The organism is Thioalkalivibrio sp. HL-Eb18, from assembly GCF_000364985.1.
GTDB lineage: Bacteria > Pseudomonadota > Gammaproteobacteria > Ectothiorhodospirales > Ectothiorhodospiraceae > Thioalkalivibrio.
On record NZ_KB822966.1, the window covers coordinates 1 to 16,472 of the forward strand.

Below are 16,472 nucleotides of genomic sequence, written 5' to 3' on the forward strand. Positions count from 1 at the left end.
GTGGAGCATCCGTTCCATGTGGTGAAGAACCTGTTCGGATATCGCAAGGTGCGCTACCGCGGCCTCAAGAAGAACACCGCGCAGCTGCACAGCCTGTTCGCCCTGGCGAACCTGTACCGTGCGCGACAATGGGGGCTGCTGCCGCAGGGGTAGTGTGTCCGCAGGACCGGAAATCGCCCCTGTAACCGCCAAAAACGGCGGTTACAGGGGCCCAGGCCGGCCGTAATGGCCCCAGTGCCCTTCCAAAAACGCTTCGGCGGGGCACGGAGCCGGATGCAGGCCCATTGATCAGCGTTTCCCTAGAACGGGGCCTTCCTGGGGCGATAATGGGAGCGTCTCTTCTTGCCGGAGGGTTGGTGATAATCAGTTTCGATAGTCATGAAATCGTGACGAGGATTCACCCTTTCTTATGGGCAGGTTTGTGGCTTCCTGTTGCGTTCTTGGCGGGTCTTGAAGTGAAAAGCAAGGATTTAGGTATCGAGTGTTCAGGTGATCGAAAGGGTTGTGATCTTCGATGATCCAGAAGACCTCTATAGGCCGTTGTATAGAGACCCTTCATGTTGTCAATCTGAGCGTGGTTGGAGGTGTGGAGTCTCTATTTTGCGACTTCATTGAATCAGGGGGGCTGGGTGACGGGTTCACTCAACATGTGGTCAGTGGTACGTCAGTCCATGACGAGTTCAGCGGTCGGTTAAAGGATACCGCCGAAACGCTAGTCTGTTTGAAGAAGGCGCGTTTTGGGGTCTACCTTCCACGACGTCCTCGGTGGTTGAGGGAACATCGGGCGCGGGCATTGGCCCGGCGCGTTTCGCCTATGGTGATAGCTGCATGGAACAATCCAGGGCGTCGCGAGGCTGTTCTGATGAAACGGGAGTCGCCTGGCGCGTCGTTAGTATATTTAGAGCATGGTGCATCGTGGGATTCGGATCCAGTGAAGACACGCGCATTCCTCCAGGAGTGTGATCGCGTGGTTTGTAATTCCTATGCCGCAAAGAGGGTGATTGAGGAACGTTTTGGGGTTGTCGCGGACAATGTTGTCCGCGTGCCCCTGCGGCCTAGAGTACTAGCGGACGTTGGGATATCGCACGCGAAGTGTGTACAGAGGCATCGGCCGTTTCAGCTGGGGATTGCGGGCCGACATGTTCCACTGAAGGGATACACGGTGGTACTTCATGCATTGAAGGCGCTGATTGATGGGGGATATGACGCGGAGTTGCAGGTCGCAGGGACGGGGCCGGAGCTTCCACGGTTTCTGAAGTTGGCGACCTCGCTGGGGTTGGCGCGGCGGGTCCATGCTCGCGGGCATGTCAGTCACATGGGGGGCTTCTTTCGGGACATAGATATCCTTTTGGTACCTTCCGTCAGGGAGCCGTTTGGCCTCGTTAGCGTGGAGGCGGCAGCGCATGGGTGCATTGTGGTCGCGGCCGCAGTGGACGGTCTTCCGGAGACAATGAGTGAAGGCTGCTCTGGGATTTTGGTGCCGCCGACTGAACCCTTGACTTCCCTTCAGGAGCTGGGCGGTACCTGCGAGCGCATTCCTGATCGGGTATATGACCCGGTCTCAGATTCGCTGCGGATCCCCAAGGTGCTGGATCCAGGAGCGCTGGCTAGGGCGGTGTCAGGGCTTGTGGACGATAGCTCCGGGTTTCAGGCAATGAGCCAACAGGCTATGGATTATGCCCGGAGCGCTTATCGTTTTGACGCCTATATTGAGGCGCTGGGCGATGAGATACGGGCTTTGCGCGGCGCGTCCTCCCCCCTGATGATGGATTGAATGTTTCAGAGAAGGCTTGCATGGTAGACGCGGTGGTGACCTGGGTGGATGGCGACGATGCGGAGCTTTGTCGCGAGCGGATGCGGTTTCTGGATGGGCGTGCGCAAGAATTGGAGCGGGAGGCGGCGGATGCGACACGCTTCCGATCGCAAGGGGAAATCTATTACTGTCTGCACCTGTTAAGGCAGAACGCACCTTGGATCAGGAGAGTGTATCTGGTTACAGATCGCCAGCGGCCCGACTTTCTCACCTCTAGGGAGCAAGACAGATTAGGTGTGGCCGTCATAGACCATCGGGAGATTTTTCGAGGGTATGAGGAGGTGCTCCCCACGTTTAACTCCTTGTCTATCGAAACCGTTCTACACCGTATTCCTGGGCTTAGTGAAGAGTTCCTGTATTTCAATGATGATTTCTTTCTGCTGAAGCCAGTTGTTCCATGCGACTTCTTTTGTAGTCCACTGGCAGTGTGGCGAGGTTTGCTCTGGCCCGGAAACCCTGCGGTCTACCGTCTGAAGAAGAAGCTTAGGCGGGTTCAGAAGCGTTGGGGGCGTAGATGGTATGTCGATGGGCTTGTGGGTTTCTTCAGTGAGAAGCACTGGCTCAGGGGCCGGAGTCATCTTCAACTGGGGCACGCCCCTTATCCGATGAGGCGAAGTTCACTGTCGATGTGTCTGGAAGGACGTATAGCTGCCAACGTACGGTATCGGTTTCGACACTATGATCAGTTCAATCCGATTGCACTAGTGGCGAACTGCGAGTTGAGAAAGGGGTTGGTTAGACTCGGGCCAAGGGACTGGGGATACTTAGATTGCAAGAAGGAGGAAGGGGAGGCGATATGTCGGAAAATGGCGAATTTTATTGATGACCCGAAGGTTCGGATGGCGTGTGTGCAGTCGATGGATATGGCCAGGCCAGAAGTGGCTGCGGAAATAAGATCTATGTTGCAACAGCTATTGGATTTTGGGGCAAGATCAAGATCCCGGGGAACACCGGTCTCAGCTGGGTAGCTGCTGGCAGATGGCATCTATTACAGCATTCAACTCGATACTGTCCATTGTTTGCCCATCAGGGTGGCTTTTTTTGCCTTGGCCTGGGGGGATGGGCTGGATCCCGCGGACGATAAGAGCTCGGTCGGTCAAAGGGCCCCAGCGCAAGGGGTCAGTCGGGCCGAACAGGGCCACGATGGGACTGCCTGCTGCAGCGGCAAGATGCATAGGGCCGCTATCGTTACCAACGAAAAGGCGACACTGGCTGAGCAACGCGATCAAGGTGCCGATCGGTAGCTGTTCCACGAGGTCCAGCGGGCGGTGCTGACAGTGTTCGAGTACCTGATTTGCGGCCATGCGATCGGGTGCGGCGCCGATCAGCGCGGGGCGCAGGCCTTGGTTCGCTAGCCAGTCGATGATCCGAGCGTATTTTTCCAGCGGCCAGTGCTTGTAGCCCTTGCCCCCTGCGACGTGGAGACAGACGATGTCACCCGGATCGCCCAAGCCCCGGCTTGCCAGGTCTGCGTGGTCCTCCTCGGTGGCCTGAAGGCTGGGGTGTCCCCAGCCGGAGCCGTGACCTGCGGCGGCGGCCAGGGCGCCGTATGTATCGATCCGGTGATGGCCGAGTGCCTCAGGGTCGGCGTGGCGGTTATATAGTCGAGCGTGAGGTGCTCCCTGGTGGCAGATGCGCCACGTCGCTCGCGACAGTCCGCCGGCAAGGGCTGCGGTCTTGCTGCCGCCGAAGTCGATGACCATCTGCGGGCGATGCTGGCGTATGGCCGATAATGTTTGGTGAAAGAGTCGCGCCCGAGACCAGAGGTTATCTCTAGAGGCGGAAATGAGGTGTGGCTTGGGTAACCCGGGGATTCTCTGAGCCAATGCGGCATGGGGGCTGTGCAGTATCAGCTGCGCCGTCTGGAACTGGCGGGCCAGGTGCCGAAGCACCGGGCTGGCAACCAGGAAGTTGCCCAGGTGGCGGTCCAGCATTACGAGGACGGCGGATTGGTTGTTGGTCTTCATTTGCTGTTCGGTACGTTATCGTTCGGCGGATACTCCGGATCGGTATCCAAGGACACGGGCCGCCGACCGTAGCGCCGCTGGTGGCGGAGACTGATGCGTCGAACGACCGGGCGCATGGTTTCGTAGATGGTGGTCTCCGAGAGAGCACGGGTTTCGCAGTACACGCTGCAGATTCGGGCCGCCCAGGTGGTGTTCAGTCCCTGCTCCAGGCCACCGACTATGAAACGCGCCAGATCTTTGGCCCCTGCGCGCGCACTCACGCGCCAGCGCTGTCTGGCGCTGTCCAAGTCCACCAGTACGGGCGTCAGCTCCTCGGTGACCAGTATATTCCCCCACTTCAGGTCGCCATGGATGACGCCCAGGGAGTGCATGTATGCAATGGCTCGGGCGGCCTCAGTCGTGACCGTTTGCATTTGGCCTGGTGTCAGGGCGTTATCTGCCAGGCGCTCGGTTAATGCCGCTGCGCCTTCTATGGCCTCGGTGATGAACCATACACCCGAGTTTCCAGTAATGAGAGCGTGGGGGAGTGGAACCGGTACCCCATGGGTATGAAGGGACCAGTTGATTTTCCAGGTGCGTTTGGCCGCTCGGCGAGAGAACAGACTGGGGCGGGTCAAGTAGTGCTTGAAAAACAAGCTCGGCAGATTCTGTTGTGAGGGTTGAAGGAAGCCGCTAACCACTTTTCGATTGCGCTTGATCACTCGCAGTTCGTGATCCGCAGGAGGCCAGTCGCCAGTAGACAGGCGTGTTGCCACGGTGGACCCCGGAAGGTCATGGGCCTTGCGGTTACCGGAAATACGGACGAGCCGGTCCATCTAATCGGAGGCCTGGGACGAGTAACGCGCCTTGGGGCCTCCTCGTGCGAGGCGGCGCTTCAAGCGTCGGGCTCGCGCATGTTCGACGGCCCGAGCCAATGTACGGGATTGCTCGCGGCTCAATTTCTGGGCCTTGGCGTAGCCTTGCAGCAGCCGGTACTGATCGAAACGGCTGAGTAGGTTGCGAGGGGTCATTAGAAGCTGGACGAGGTTTCGCATGCGGTCGCTGGTCCGTCGCGAGCGCCGATTGCCCTCGTTGTCCAGGTACCAGAACTTGGGTGCGCCATCAGGGCCATGCCATTCGCACAGGATGTTGCCCAGGCGGAGATCGCCATGTATCCACCCAGCGGTATGCAGGCGGGCGATCTCGGCGCCGACCAGGTTCAGGAGCTGCCACCGTTCCCTCGTGCCCAGCGCGATGGCGCCGCCCTCATGGGTTGCCAGGTCATTCACCGTGGGATGCGGGAGGGCGTCGGTTGCAACATACTCGATTGAGCCTCGGATCCAGCCGTGGCACAGGGAAGTGGGTGTGGCAAAGCCAGATTCGTTCATCCGAATGGATTGATCCACTGCTCGTACACCACGGCTCCCCCGCACCAGTGCCTTGACAGGCTCTGACCGGCTTCTGGGGATGAATAACTTTAGGAAGACCGGCCGCTCGTTCCACTCGCCTTTGGCCACTCTGGTTTGAGCGGAGCTGCTCAGTACCCGCCAGCCGTCGAATTGCCGACTACACGCGATCGCGTTCGCCACGGCGGCGAGCTCCGGGCAGCGGTTGGTGGCGGCGAGGTAGCGTGGGGCGAATCCCAGCGACTTGAAGATACGGTGACGGATCATCGCGGTAACCCCTCGGGCACGCGGCCGTGTTCGCGTTGATACTGCCAGCGGGCGCGTTGTGTGACGCGCTGCCACAGGGTGGAGTCGGAGTTGAGGGTGACACGGATGGAACTGTGGCGGTACTCGCGGATGAAGCGCAGCAGGTCGCGGTGGCCAAGGCCAATGTCCAGTGCGGAAAAGTACAGCCCGCCCAGGTCTTTGATGCGTGCACGTTCTGGGAGGCGGGTATGGCACTGCACGCGGTGCAGGTCCATCAGATACAGGCACGGCGGGATGCGGCCCGACCGGGTGGCGTCCTCGTTCGTGTTCAGGTCGAGTCGGAAGTGGCACAGGTAGAAGTCGCGGTGGTTCATGCCGCTCCCGTGCAGGGTGCGGGCAATGCGGGCGACCTCTCGGATCAACTGCAGGCGAAAGGCGAATGCCGGTGGCTGTTCGGGCCAGCTCAGGCATTCCTGCTCGAGGGTGCGGGTGCGGCCCAGGTCGCGGGTGATCACGAACGAGCGTTCCCGTGCCGGGTTCAGTCCGCGCCGGATGCCGAATGCGACGGGAGGCGTGGTCGGGATGCCGAGTTCCTGCAGGCGGTGGATCGCGCGCCATTCAGGCTCGGCGCCCAGCACCGGGATACGGAACTGGCTCAGCTTGCGCAGGATGCGCCGCCAGGGCATGCCGTTGTGCACCTTGGCGAAGTAGCGCTGCCCGCCCAGTTCGAAACGGAATGTGCGCCGCCCGTCGACGTTGCGGACGATCTCGCCATCCAGCGCCATGGCCTGCTCGAAGGGGTCTCCCGGGCCGCAGCGTGCGGTCAGCGCCGCGCGGAAGGCATCGTCCATCACCAGTTCGTTGCGCCGGAGCACGCTCATGCCGCCGTCTCGCCATAGCGGGGGGCTTCGATGACCCGCAGCGCGTGCTCGGCGCGTGCGCCAAGCTCGGTGCGTTCGCTGTAGCACAGGGCCGCATCACGCCAGGCCTGCAGCTTGGGCTGGCTCAGCATGCGGGCCAGGGCGGCGTCCATCATGGGCTGCTCGAACGGCGTGGTCAGCACCTCGCCACAGCCAGCGCGCTCGACGTGGAAAGCGTATCCGCAATTGGCTGTAACGAGGGCAGGCAGACCGGCGGCGATGGCCTCGACGATCGCGGTCCCGGTGTTCTCCTGATACGCGGGGTGCAGCAACAGGTCGGCCGCAAACAGGAAGTTGGCCACGTCGTCCCGCCCCTGCAGGAAATGCACCTGTCCGGCGACACCGAGACGGCGCGCCAGCCGCATCAGCGGGGCCGCACGCCCCTTGCCCAGTACGTACAGCGAGGCGCGTTCGCGCAAGCCGTCCGGCAGGGCGGCCAGTGCCCGGATGCTGCGGTCGACACCCTTGCGTCGGAAGTCCGACCCGACCATCAGGAGCATGAGCGAGTCGTCCCCCAGGCCAAGCTCTTTGCGAAGAGCGCGCCTTCGTTGCGGGGTGTCGGCATTGGCGAAGCGGTCAGCCGAGACATACGGTGGCATCAGGTGGAAGCGATCCTCGGGAGTCGCGTACCAGCGCTGGAACAGGGGCTTCTCGGCCTCGGAAAGCAGCAGGATGCGGTTGTTCGCCTCAGTGCGAAAGACCGCCCGCTCAAGGGCCGCATGTACGCGGTAGCGCCCGGAGAGGCGATAGAACCGGCTGCGAGCCTGCGCCCGTTCGATGAAGCAGGGGTCTGCGTTGTAGTAGACATCCAGCCCGGGCAGCTTGTTGAACCCGACGACGCGATCGGGCTGTAGGGCCTGGACCTCCGATTGAACGCGGCGGGCGAAATGGCGATAGCGTGTGTGGTTGCGCCAGCCAGGCACCCGCAGTACATGCAGCTTCAGCTGCGGGTGCTCCGGGGTCCAGCCCTCCCATGCGAGTGTGAATACGTCGATCTGATGGCCGCGCTCCAGCGCGAGCTCGGTGATGCGGCGGAAGTTGCGCTGCAGCCCGCCATGCGGGAAGTACTTGAACAACACGAATGCCAGATGCATCAGCGCCTCTCCCCATGCAGGGCATCGGCGGCCTCCAGTACCTGCTCGGGCGCCAGCTTGCGCAGGCAGTTCAGGTGTCCCAGGGGGCACTCGCGCTGAAAGCAGGGGCTGCATTCCAGGCCTAGATGCAGGATGCGCCGGTGGGAGGTGAGCGGCGGCGTGTAGCCAGGGTCGGAGGACCCGTAGACAGCGATCACCGGGCGGCCGGTGGCGGCCGCAATGTGCATGAGCCCCGAGTCATTGGTGATGACCAGGTCTGCGCAGGCAAGCAAGTCTATCGCCTGGCCCAGCTGCGTGCGCCCGGCCAGGTCTGCGCAGCCCGGGGCGGCCTCGGCAATCGCCTGGGTCACTGGGCGGTCCTTCTGCGAACCGAACAGCCAGACCTGCCAGCCTGCTGTCAGGCGGGCCCGAGCAACTTCTGCATAGTGTTCGGCAGGCCAGCGCTTGGAGGGGCCGTACTCCGCGCCGGGGCAGAGTGCCAGAACGGGTGCGTCCTGGTTGCCCAGTCCCAGTGCAATGCGTGCCTCGTCCCGTCCACGTTCGGAGATCTCCAGCCTGGGTTCCGGAATCGGGGGCGGTTGTGGTGCATCCGGGGCGTGCCCGAGCGCGACGAACCGATCGACCGTGCGATACAGGCGCTGACGATCCAGTGGGCGGATGTCATTGAGCAGACCGTAGCGGAGCTCGCCGCGGTAACCGGTCCGTCGGGGTATCCCGCTGGCGAAGGCCGGTACGGCCGCCTTTGCTGAACGCGGCAGTACGATCGCCTGTTGATAGTGCGCGTACCGTAGTGACCGTCCTAGATGCCAGCGCCGGCCGAGTGCAAGCTCCCCGTGGCCCACGGGCAGCGGAATGGGGCGGCGCACCTCGGGCATGCGCTCGAGAATCGGCAGGCTCCACGCGGGCGCAATCACATCCACAGCGGGTGCGGGCTCACGTTGCTTGAGCGTCATGAACAGGCTCTGTGCCATCACCATGTCGCCAACCCAGGCCGGGCCGACGACCAGGACAGCCGGGGTGTGGGCGCCGCTTGAACTCAACACGATCCCCCGGCCAGCACGAAAGCACACCCGGTCGCGCCCGGGGCTTGCTGGGCGGCAGGGGCCGCGGAACATGGGACAAAGCTGCCCGGCATATGGCTTGCAGCTGGCACGAAACTCGAACTGGCGCTGAGAAACATTCCCAAATTGTACATGGCGCTGTGATACCGCGACGTGCGGTGGCTTGTGGCCTCGAGGATACGCGGTGTACTTTGCCCGGCAACGGCGGGTGTGTCCTGCTGACCATTTACATTGTTCAGTGTTTCCCTGGCGGAGAGCGCAAGTGCGGGAAGGAATTATCGAGGAGCTCACGGCGGCCAGCCGGCTGTTCGGGCGGCTGGCAGAGGACCGGGCGTTTGTCGCCGAGGTCGAGACGGTTGGGCAGCGCTGGCTGCAGTGCATCCGTGACGGCGGCAAGGTGCTGCTGGCGGGCAATGGCGGCAGCGCGGCGGATGCGCAGCATATTGCGGCGGAGATTGTCTGTCGTTATCGGGCGGTGCGGCCGGGTGCGGCGGCGATCGCGTTGACGACCGACACCTCGGTGCTGACGGCGATCGGGAATGATTTTGGCTACGAGCATGTGTTCGCGCGTCAGGTCGAGGCGCTGGGGCAGCCGGGGGATGTATTCGTCGGGATTACCACCTCTGGGCGTTCGCCGAATGTACTCGAGGCCTTCGAGATGGCGCGTCAGCGTGGGCTCGTTGCCGTTGCCCTGACCGGCGAGAAGGGGCTGCCCGAGACGCATACCGCAGATCATGTGCTGCGGGTGCCCGATGCCGCGACCGCGCGGGTTCAGGAGGTGCACGGGCTGATCGGGCATCTGTTGTGCGGGATCGTCGAGGATGCGCTGGTGGCCGATCAGGACCGTTCGGGGTCGGTGTGAGTGCGCGTGCCCTGTTTCTCGACCGCGACGGGGTAATCAATGTCGACCATGGCTATGTGCACCGGCCCGATCAGGTCGAGTTCGTCTCCGGCATCTTCGAGTTGGTGGCGGCTGCGACCGCCCGTCAGTGGCCGGTGGTGATCGTTACCAACCAGTCCGGCATTGGCCGCGGCTATTACGGTGACCGCGAGTTCCGGCAGCTGACGGACTGGATGCGCGAGCGCTTTGCCGAGCGCGGCGGCCGCATCGAGGCCGTCTACCACTGCCCCCATCATCCCCATGATGCGCAGCCCGACTATCGTCGTGCCTGTCCGGATCGCAAGCCGGAGCCGGGCATGCTGTTGCGGGCGCGGGATGATCTGGATCTGGATCTCCCCGGTTCGGTGCTCGTTGGGGACCGCGCTTCCGACCTCGAGGCCGCGCGGCGCGCCGGGGTCGGCGCCCGGTTGCTGTTTGACCCCTTGGGCACGGAACCGCTACCCGCTGAAGACGGCGCCATCCGTATCCGCGCCTTGCCCGAGGCCATTGCGTGGCTCGACTGAGCCGCTAGCCGCGATGCGCCACATTGTGTACACCGCCCTGCTGCGACTGGCTGCTCCGGCCTTGCTGGCGCGGCTGGTGCGCCGCGCGCGGGCGAACGCGGTACCGGTGGCCCGCTGGCGTGAATGGCTGGGAGCCGGGGAGCCGCTAACACCCGGCTCCATCTGGGTCCATGCCGCCTCGGTGGGCGAGGTGGAGGCGGCGGTACCGCTCGCACGTGCCCTGTGCAGCCGCTATCCGGAGCGTGCGCTCCTGATGACGACCACGACACCGGAGGGGGCGGCCCGGGTGGAAGCGGCTCTCGGAAGCGATGTCCAGCACGCTTATCTGCCGCTGGACCTGCCCGGGGCCGTTCGCCGATTCTTGCGGCGGACGCGCCCGGCCGTCGCTCTGATCGTCGAGACCGAACTCTGGCCCAATCTCTACCGTGCCTGCGAACAGGCCGGTGTTCCGCTCTGGGTGGTGAGTGCACGGCTGTCGCCACGCTCACTCAAGCGGTACCGGCGTCTGCAGCCGCTCGTGCGGGAAACCCTTGCGCGTGCCGAGAAGATCCTGGCCCAGGACGAGTCGGCCGCCCGGGGATTTCGCGAGCTGGGGGCACCGAACGCGCGCGTTCAGGTGATGGGGAATCTGAAATTCGATCGCGCATTGCCGCCTGGGCATGAAGAGGCGGGGGGGCTGCGTGTGTCGGTTGCGCCCGAGAGGGCGCCGGTCTGGGTGGCGGTCAGTACGCGTGAAGGTGAAGAAGGGGCCGTGCTCGAGGCGCATCTTGTGGTGCGCGAATCCCATCCCGACGCTGTATTGCTCTGGGTGCCACGCCACCGCGATCGCTTTGATGTGGCGTTCGCGGCGGCCCGGGCAGCGGGGTTGTCTGTCGGGAGGCGCACGCAATGTCCGGGGCCGCCGCTGGATGTGCTGGTGGGCGATACGATCGGCGAGATCGGAGCCTATCTGGGTGCTGCGGATGCTGCTTTTGTAGGCGGCAGCCTGGTTCCCCTGGGGGGGCAAAATGTACTCGAGCCCGCCGCGCTCGGACTGCCGGTGCTTGTAGGGCCCAGTACCGAGCACTTTACATTTGCCGTCGAGCGCCTTGAGGATCGAGGTGCGTTGTGGCGTGTGCAGGATGCCGAGTCGCTGGGCCGCGCCGTCGCGGAGTTACTGGGAGATTCCGAGTGTCGGAAAACCATGGGTGATGCGGCGCGCACGGTGATCGACGAGGGGCGTGGTGCAGTGGAGCGCGTCCTGGCCGAGTTGGAAAACCGGTTGCATGATCTGCGTTGACCGCCCCGCCAGGCTTTGTATGGATCTTTATTTCTCCCGCCGTAGCCGCTGCCCGCATTCGAGGCATTCATAGCGGTATCGGCGCCGCTGAATCAGATAATGCCGCCGCGCACTCAGCGCGTGGGTCTGGCAAGCGCAACGGTAAGTATAGGTCCTGACGCTTCTGCCTTTCAGGGGGGTGCTGTGCGTAACGCGCGGTTCGCACTCGAACGCTTCCATCCAGGACCGCCATTCCGGACCGTGCGGGCGTACGCGGCGTAACCCGAACGTCCGGTATACGAGTGAGTGCGCCACCTCGTGGGCGACGGTCTCCGGGAAGTGCGCATCCCAGTCCTGGAGGAAGGCCTCGGGGTTGAACCGAAGCTGCTCGTGCCCGTTGCGCAGTCGCCATTGCCCGGCGGCTTTTCCCTTCAGGTTAAAAAGAACTTCTGGAGTCGTGTTCGGCTGTTCGGGGCATGCCTTGATGTAAAACGCGCACACCTTTTGTCGGATTTTCGCTTCCTCTTCAGGTGTTAATATATTTCTCGGCTCTTGTAATTTACTTCCATTTTTATCATATTCACCCGTGCGATATGTGCCGTCCAGGGCGTGCGAAGGGTTGGAAGCCGTTCTGGTCATTGAGAAGTTCCGAACAAGGAGACGAGTAATGAGTCTGGATAGCAAGAAGGCCTCCGAACTTTCCGCCGAAGAGCTGTATGCACTGGCCCGGCAGCGGGAAAAGGAAGAAGCCGAGCGCCAGGAAGCCGAGCGCCGCAAGAAGCGCGAAAAGCTGATGGAAAAGCGCAAGGAGATGATCGCGCGTCATCGCAAGGAACTCAACGAGCTTGAGCGCCAGATCCGTGAGCTGGGCGGCCGTGTGGGTCGTGCTGGCGGTGGCCGGCGTAGTGGCCGGGGCGGCAGCTCGGTCAGTCAGCAGCTGGTCGAGATCGTGGCGGAGAAGTCCGAGATGGCCACCAAGGAGATCAAGGAGCGTGCCGAGAAGGCCGGCCTGGATACCAAGAACATCTCGCAGACGCTCGCTTACCTGAAACGCCAGGGCCGACTGAAATCCCCGCGCCGCGGTGTGTACAAGTCCGCGGCATAAGCGGGTTGCAGCTGGCGACGATCGCGGCGTCTAGGGAGACGCCGCGATCGTTTCGCTAACGGGTTCCATATCAAGCTCGCCACTGGGCTTGCACGCCAGGCGACTCTCGCCGCTAAACCAGTGCTGGATGGTCTGACCCGCAATCTCCCGGCGCCAGCCACTCGCCAGGCGGCCACTCTTGCCGTCGCTCTTCAGTAGTTCGATCACATCCTTCCGTTGCGCGATTGCCGCGGCGCTGATTTGGTGCTCGCGTGCACATTCGCGCAGCAGCGCCATGCCGATATCGACCAGTACCTCGTCGCGCTCATCCAGGCGCGGCTTCTCCGGCAGCTGTGGCCATTGTTCGCGCGGCAGGGCCTGGCCTTCCCGGATGGCGGCCAGAAGCGATTCGGTGTGTTCCGGCTTCATCCCGCCGGGGAACTGGCGCAGTTCGCGCAAGCCCTGGGCATCAGCCGGTGTGCGGCGCGCGATATCCAGCAGGAGGTCGTCGGACAGGACCCAGCGCCGCGGGCGATTGCTGCTTTGCGCGGTGCGCTCGCGCCAGGCCGCGACGCATTTGAGTACGCCGCGCTCTTTGGGTTTCAGTCGCTTGACGCCCGATACGCGCTGCCAGCTTTGTTCCGGGTCCGGTTCGTACAGGGCCGGATTGCTGAGGGCCTCCATCTCCGGGCGCAGCCAGTGCATGCGATCGTGGGTGTCCAGCTCGTGCAACAGGCGGTTGAACAGCGTTGCGAGGTGGCGGACGTCGTCCGCGGCATAACGGATCTGGTCTGCGCTCAGCGGGCGCCGGGACCAGTCGGTCCGGGTCTGGCTCTTGTCGAGATCGCGATCGAGCACGTTCTTGACCAGGTTGGCATAGCCGACCTGCTCGCCGTAGCCGAGCATGCTGGCCGCAATCTGGGTGTCGAACACAGGGCTGGGCACAAACCCCAGCTCGCGATACAGCAACTCCATGTCCTGCGAGGCGGCGTGGAAGACCTTGGTAATGCCCGGGTCCCGGAACAAAGGGGCCAGTTGCTGGATATCGAGTTGCAACGGGTCGATGCAGGCAAGCTGATCCAGCGTGGCGGCCTGCATCAGACAGAGCTGCGGGTAGTAGGTCTTCTCGCGCAGGAACTCGGTGTCCAGCGCGATCCAGTCCGTCCCGGCGATGGCATCGAGGAACGCCTGCAGGGCCTCGGGCGTCTCGATCAGCCCGTGGTCATGCATGGCTCGATTTCTGGCTCGCCTCGAAAGCCGCCTTCTGCTCGGCGGTTGCTTCCTTCTGGTAGCGCTCCTTCCATTCGCTGTAGGGCATGCCGTAGACAATCTCGCGGGCCCCCTCGTAGTCGATCGACTCACCGCGTTCCTCGGCCGCCGCGACGTACCACTTGGACAGACAGTTGCGGCAGAAGCCGGCGAGATTCATCAGGTCGATGTTCTGCACATCCTTGCGCTCATCAAGATGCTGCAGCAGCCGCTGGAATACGGCGGCCTCGATTTCGGTACGGGTCTTCGGGTCCATGGTGTGTCTCTCCATTCTTTAGTGAACTACTGATCAATGTACATGTTCGCGCACGCGTGGCTTTTGGGGGCGTTCGACCAGAACGGGTGGCCCGTGTTCAGCTCAGGTGGAGCAGCCAGCGCCGACGCATGTCCCTTAGGAGCACGAAGATCAGGGGCCAGACCAGTGCGCTGGTCGCCACTGGCGCCCAGTACCAGGCGCTGCCGGGTGGCAGTCCGATCGCGCCCTGGGGCCACAGGGCCAGAAGCTTGTAAAACGCGGTGAGGGCGGCCACCACGATGGCCTGCTGCCATACGGGGTAAACACGCAGGCGTGGATGAATCTGCAGCACGATGTACGCCACCACCGCCAGGGCGATGGCGTTCTGCCCGAGCAACTGGCCGTACAGGGCGTCCAGTAGCAGACCCATGATAAAGGCCGTCAGTACCCCGAAGCGCTGGGGGAAGGCCATGATCCAGTACACCAGCGCCAGCAGGAGCCATTCAGGTCGGGCCGGGGGCAGTGCATCGGGTATCGGCACGATGGACAGGGCCAGCGCGACGACCAGGGTCAGGGCGATCAGCCAGGGGATGCCCAGCGCGCGGTTCATGGGTTGTCAGCCGCCTCCGGCATATCGGCCTCGCTCTCCGGTTCTGCTTCGCGCTCGGTCGTTTCCCCTTCTTCTTCCGGGCGGGCATCGGCGTCCGCGTCCGGACGCTCGCTGGTCCACAGCAGCAGGACCTCGCGCGAGCGGTCCAGGGCCGCCAGAGGCTCGGCCTGGATATCAAGAAACGGTTGCCCCGGCTGGCGTTCGACCGAGATCACCCGGGCGACCGGGTAGTCCGGCGGGAAACGTCCACCGAGCCCGGAGGTCAGCAGGAGATCGCCCTCCTCGATGTCCTCCTGGGGCGGGACGTGTCGCATTTCGAGGCGCCGCGGGTTGCCGGTGCCAACGACAATGCCACGCAGACCGGTACGGGCACTGAGCACAGGCAGGGCATGGCCGGGGTCGGAGATCAGCAACGCGGTGGAGCTGGTCATTTGGGTGGACAGGACCTGTCCGATCACGCCATCGGGGTGGATGACCGGCTGCCCCGGGTAGACACCGTGTCGGTTGCCCTTGCTGAGTACGATCTGCTGGCGGAAGGGGTCCAGGTCCACGGCCAGGAGCTTGGCGATCTCGACGCGCTCTTGTGCGCGTTCGGCAGTATTCAGGAGTGCGCGCAGGCGGTCGTTTTCCATCTGCAGTGCATCGAAGCGCAGCTGGCGGGCCCGCAGCTCCGCGTTTTCTTCGCGCAGGATGCGGTTCTCGGTAATCAGGTCTTCGCGGCTGGTGAAGGATTCGAGCAGCCGGCTGCCTGCCCGGATCGGCGCATCGACCGCAACCTGCAGGGGGTAGGCCACCGTGGACAGTGCGTTGCGCACCGTCTGCAGCTCGTTCAGTCGGTGATCCAGCGCCATCAGCGCCACACCCAGCAGGATCACCGCGAGCAGGCGCAGAGTGGGCGATACACCCAGTCTGAACAGCGGCTTGCTGATGGCTTAACCTCCGGTTGCGGGTCGTGATTGGGTCAGGGGCGCGCCACGGTTGGCAGGTGCGATGGGAAGGGCCCCACCAAACTTCCAGGATGCGGGGCGACGCCCCATCCCCCGATCCAGCCCGGAGTCTACTCCATGGACAGGAAGTCCACCTGCTTCTCGTCGAGCATCTCCAGCACACGCCCGCCGCCACGCGCCACACAGGTCAGCGGATCGTCGGCGATGACTACCGGGATGCCCGTCTCTTCCATCAGCAGGCGATCGATCTGCTGCAGCAGCGCGCCGCCGCCGGTCAGCACGATGCCGCGCTCGGCGACATCGGAGCCCAGTTCCGGCGGGGTCTGTTCCAGTGCGGTGCGCACGGCGGAGACGATCCCGTACAGCGGGTCCTGCAGGGCCTCGAGGATCTCGTTGGAGTTCAGCGTGAACGAACGCGGCACGCCCTCGGCCAGGTTGCGGCCCTTGACCTCGATCTCCAGCAGCTCCTTGCCCGGATAGGCGGAGCCCACCGCATGCTTGATGCGCTCGGCAGTGGCCTCGCCGATCAGCACGCCGTAGTTGCGGCGCACATACGACATGATCGCCTCGTCGAAGGTGTCGCCGCCGATGCGCACGGACTCCGAGTAGACGATGCCGTTCATCGACAGCACCGCGACCTCGGAAGTCCCGCCGCCGATGTCCAGCACCATGGAGCCGACCGCCTCGTCCAGCGGGATGCCGGCACCGATCGCGGCCGCCACCGGTTCCTGCAGCAGGTACACCTTGCGCGCGCCGGCGCCGAACGCCGATTCGCGGATCGCGCGGCGTTCCACCTGGGTCGCGCCGCAGGGCACGCAGACCAGCACCCGTGGGCTGGGGCGGAAGATCCGCCGCTCGTGCACCTTCTTGATGAAGTACTGCAGCATCTTCTCGGTGGTGGTGAAGTCGGCGATCACGCCGTCCTTCATCGGGCGGATCGTCACCACGTGCTCTGGCGTGCGCCCGAGCATCTTCTTCGCCTCGATGCCTACGGCTTCGATGGAGCGTGGGCCACCCGGCCCCCGGTCCTGCCGGATCGCGACCACGGACGGTTCGTTCAGGACGATCCCCTGGCCGCGCATGTAAATAAGGGTGTTGGCAGTACCGAGGTCGATGGAGATGTCGTTGGAGAACAACCCCAGGAGGCGTTTGAACATGAAGAGGAAACCTGCGTTGATG

At 63.6% G+C, this 16,472-nt stretch carries 19 protein-coding genes; 7 read left to right on the forward strand and 12 right to left on the reverse strand.

The features are described 5' to 3' along the window. The 3 genes from F813_RS14305 to F813_RS14625 form a co-directional block, all read left to right on the forward strand. Positions 1-153, forward strand: a 153-nt coding sequence (locus tag F813_RS14305) for a transposase (protein WP_017925968.1), incomplete at its 5' end; no start/stop codon positions are given. A gap of 361 nt (positions 154-514) precedes the next feature. After that, complete coding sequence (locus F813_RS13560) at positions 515-1,774, forward strand: glycosyltransferase family 4 protein (RefSeq protein WP_155995114.1); 1,260 nt, start codon at positions 515-517, stop codon at positions 1,772-1,774. An 80-nt stretch (positions 1,775-1,854) separates the two neighbouring features. Continuing rightward, positions 1,855-2,781, forward strand: coding sequence for a hypothetical protein (locus F813_RS14625; protein WP_369759328.1), 927 nt, complete (start codon positions 1,855-1,857; stop codon positions 2,779-2,781). On the opposite strand, the gene F813_RS0106545 is transcribed toward F813_RS14625, so the two are convergent. The 6 genes from F813_RS0106545 to waaF are packed head-to-tail and all read right to left on the reverse strand — an operon-like array spanning position 2,770 to position 8,468. Further along, positions 2,770-3,780 carry a glycosyltransferase family 9 protein gene (locus F813_RS0106545; protein WP_017925970.1) on the reverse strand — a complete coding sequence of 337 codons (1,011 nt, stop codon included), beginning with the start codon at positions 3,778-3,780 and terminating at the stop codon, positions 2,770-2,772. The genes F813_RS14625 and F813_RS0106545 overlap by 12 nt on opposite strands. Next, the gene (locus tag F813_RS0106550; protein ID WP_196793822.1) at positions 3,777-4,595 is read right to left on the reverse strand and encodes a lipopolysaccharide kinase InaA family protein; all 819 of its coding nucleotides are present in this window, start codon (positions 4,593-4,595) and stop codon (positions 3,777-3,779) included. The genes F813_RS0106545 and F813_RS0106550 overlap by 4 nt, the downstream gene beginning before the upstream one ends. Beyond that, a complete protein-coding gene (locus F813_RS13565) occupies positions 4,596-5,432 on the reverse strand; it encodes a lipopolysaccharide kinase InaA family protein (protein WP_017925972.1) in 837 nt (278 codons plus the stop codon). Beyond that, a complete protein-coding gene (gene rfaP / locus F813_RS0106560; protein WP_017925973.1) occupies positions 5,429-6,292 on the reverse strand; it encodes a lipopolysaccharide core heptose(I) kinase RfaP in 864 nt (287 codons plus the stop codon). Before rfaP ends, F813_RS13565 begins: the two co-directional genes overlap by 4 nt. Beyond that, positions 6,289-7,425: a glycosyltransferase family 4 protein gene (locus tag F813_RS0106565; RefSeq protein WP_017925974.1), complete on the reverse strand. Its 1,137-nt coding sequence runs from the start codon at positions 7,423-7,425 to the stop codon at positions 6,289-6,291. The genes rfaP and F813_RS0106565 overlap by 4 nt, the downstream gene beginning before the upstream one ends. Then, positions 7,425-8,468: a lipopolysaccharide heptosyltransferase II gene (waaF, locus tag F813_RS0106570; RefSeq protein ID WP_026148170.1), complete on the reverse strand. Its 1,044-nt coding sequence runs from the start codon at positions 8,466-8,468 to the stop codon at positions 7,425-7,427. The genes F813_RS0106565 and waaF overlap by 1 nt, the downstream gene beginning before the upstream one ends. Positions 8,469-8,748: 280 nt before the next feature. On the opposite strand from waaF, the gene F813_RS0106575 reads away from it, so the two are divergent. The 3 genes from F813_RS0106575 to F813_RS0106585 are packed head-to-tail and all read left to right on the forward strand — an operon-like array spanning position 8,749 to position 11,169. Next, positions 8,749-9,348 (forward strand): D-sedoheptulose 7-phosphate isomerase, encoded by a 600-nt coding sequence (locus F813_RS0106575; RefSeq protein ID WP_017925976.1) that lies wholly within the window; start codon positions 8,749-8,751, stop codon positions 9,346-9,348. Further along, positions 9,345-9,890 (forward strand): D-glycero-beta-D-manno-heptose 1,7-bisphosphate 7-phosphatase, encoded by a 546-nt coding sequence (locus F813_RS0106580; RefSeq protein WP_017925977.1) that lies wholly within the window; start codon positions 9,345-9,347, stop codon positions 9,888-9,890. The genes F813_RS0106575 and F813_RS0106580 overlap by 4 nt, the downstream gene beginning before the upstream one ends. A 13-nt stretch (positions 9,891-9,903) precedes the next feature. Continuing rightward, positions 9,904-11,169, forward strand: a complete 1,266-nt coding sequence (locus F813_RS0106585) for a 3-deoxy-D-manno-octulosonic acid transferase (protein WP_017925978.1) — start codon at positions 9,904-9,906, stop codon at positions 11,167-11,169. A 27-nt stretch (positions 11,170-11,196) separates the two neighbouring features. Here F813_RS0106585 and F813_RS14015 read toward each other — a convergent pair whose 3' ends face one another. Beyond that, positions 11,197-11,787 (reverse strand): SprT-like domain-containing protein, encoded by a 591-nt coding sequence (locus tag F813_RS14015; protein ID WP_081601292.1) that lies wholly within the window; start codon positions 11,785-11,787, stop codon positions 11,197-11,199. A 28-nt stretch (positions 11,788-11,815) separates the two neighbouring features. Here F813_RS14015 and F813_RS0106590 point away from each other — a divergent pair, with 28 nt between their 5' ends. Then, positions 11,816-12,253 carry a hypothetical protein gene (locus F813_RS0106590; RefSeq protein WP_012981739.1) on the forward strand — a complete coding sequence of 146 codons (438 nt, stop codon included), beginning with the start codon at positions 11,816-11,818 and terminating at the stop codon, positions 12,251-12,253. Between the two features lie 30 nt (positions 12,254-12,283). On the opposite strand, the gene rnd is transcribed toward F813_RS0106590, so the two are convergent. The 5 genes from rnd to F813_RS0106615 form a co-directional block, all read right to left on the reverse strand. After that, the gene (gene rnd / locus F813_RS0106595) at positions 12,284-13,462 is read right to left on the reverse strand and encodes a ribonuclease D (RefSeq protein WP_017925979.1); all 1,179 of its coding nucleotides are present in this window, start codon (positions 13,460-13,462) and stop codon (positions 12,284-12,286) included. Continuing rightward, the gene (locus tag F813_RS0106600; protein WP_012981741.1) at positions 13,455-13,757 is read right to left on the reverse strand and encodes a DUF1244 domain-containing protein; all 303 of its coding nucleotides are present in this window, start codon (positions 13,755-13,757) and stop codon (positions 13,455-13,457) included. Before F813_RS0106600 ends, rnd begins: the two co-directional genes overlap by 8 nt. A 97-nt stretch (positions 13,758-13,854) precedes the next feature. After that, positions 13,855-14,346: a rod shape-determining protein MreD gene (mreD, locus tag F813_RS0106605; protein WP_017925980.1), complete on the reverse strand. Its 492-nt coding sequence runs from the start codon at positions 14,344-14,346 to the stop codon at positions 13,855-13,857. Then, positions 14,343-15,275, reverse strand: coding sequence for a rod shape-determining protein MreC (gene mreC, locus F813_RS0106610; protein WP_155995116.1), 933 nt, complete (start codon positions 15,273-15,275; stop codon positions 14,343-14,345). The genes mreD and mreC overlap by 4 nt, the downstream gene beginning before the upstream one ends. Before the next feature lie 128 nt (positions 15,276-15,403). Continuing rightward, positions 15,404-16,450 (reverse strand): rod shape-determining protein, encoded by a 1,047-nt coding sequence (locus tag F813_RS0106615; protein ID WP_012981744.1) that lies wholly within the window; start codon positions 16,448-16,450, stop codon positions 15,404-15,406. Between the last annotated feature and the right edge of the window lie 22 nt (positions 16,451-16,472).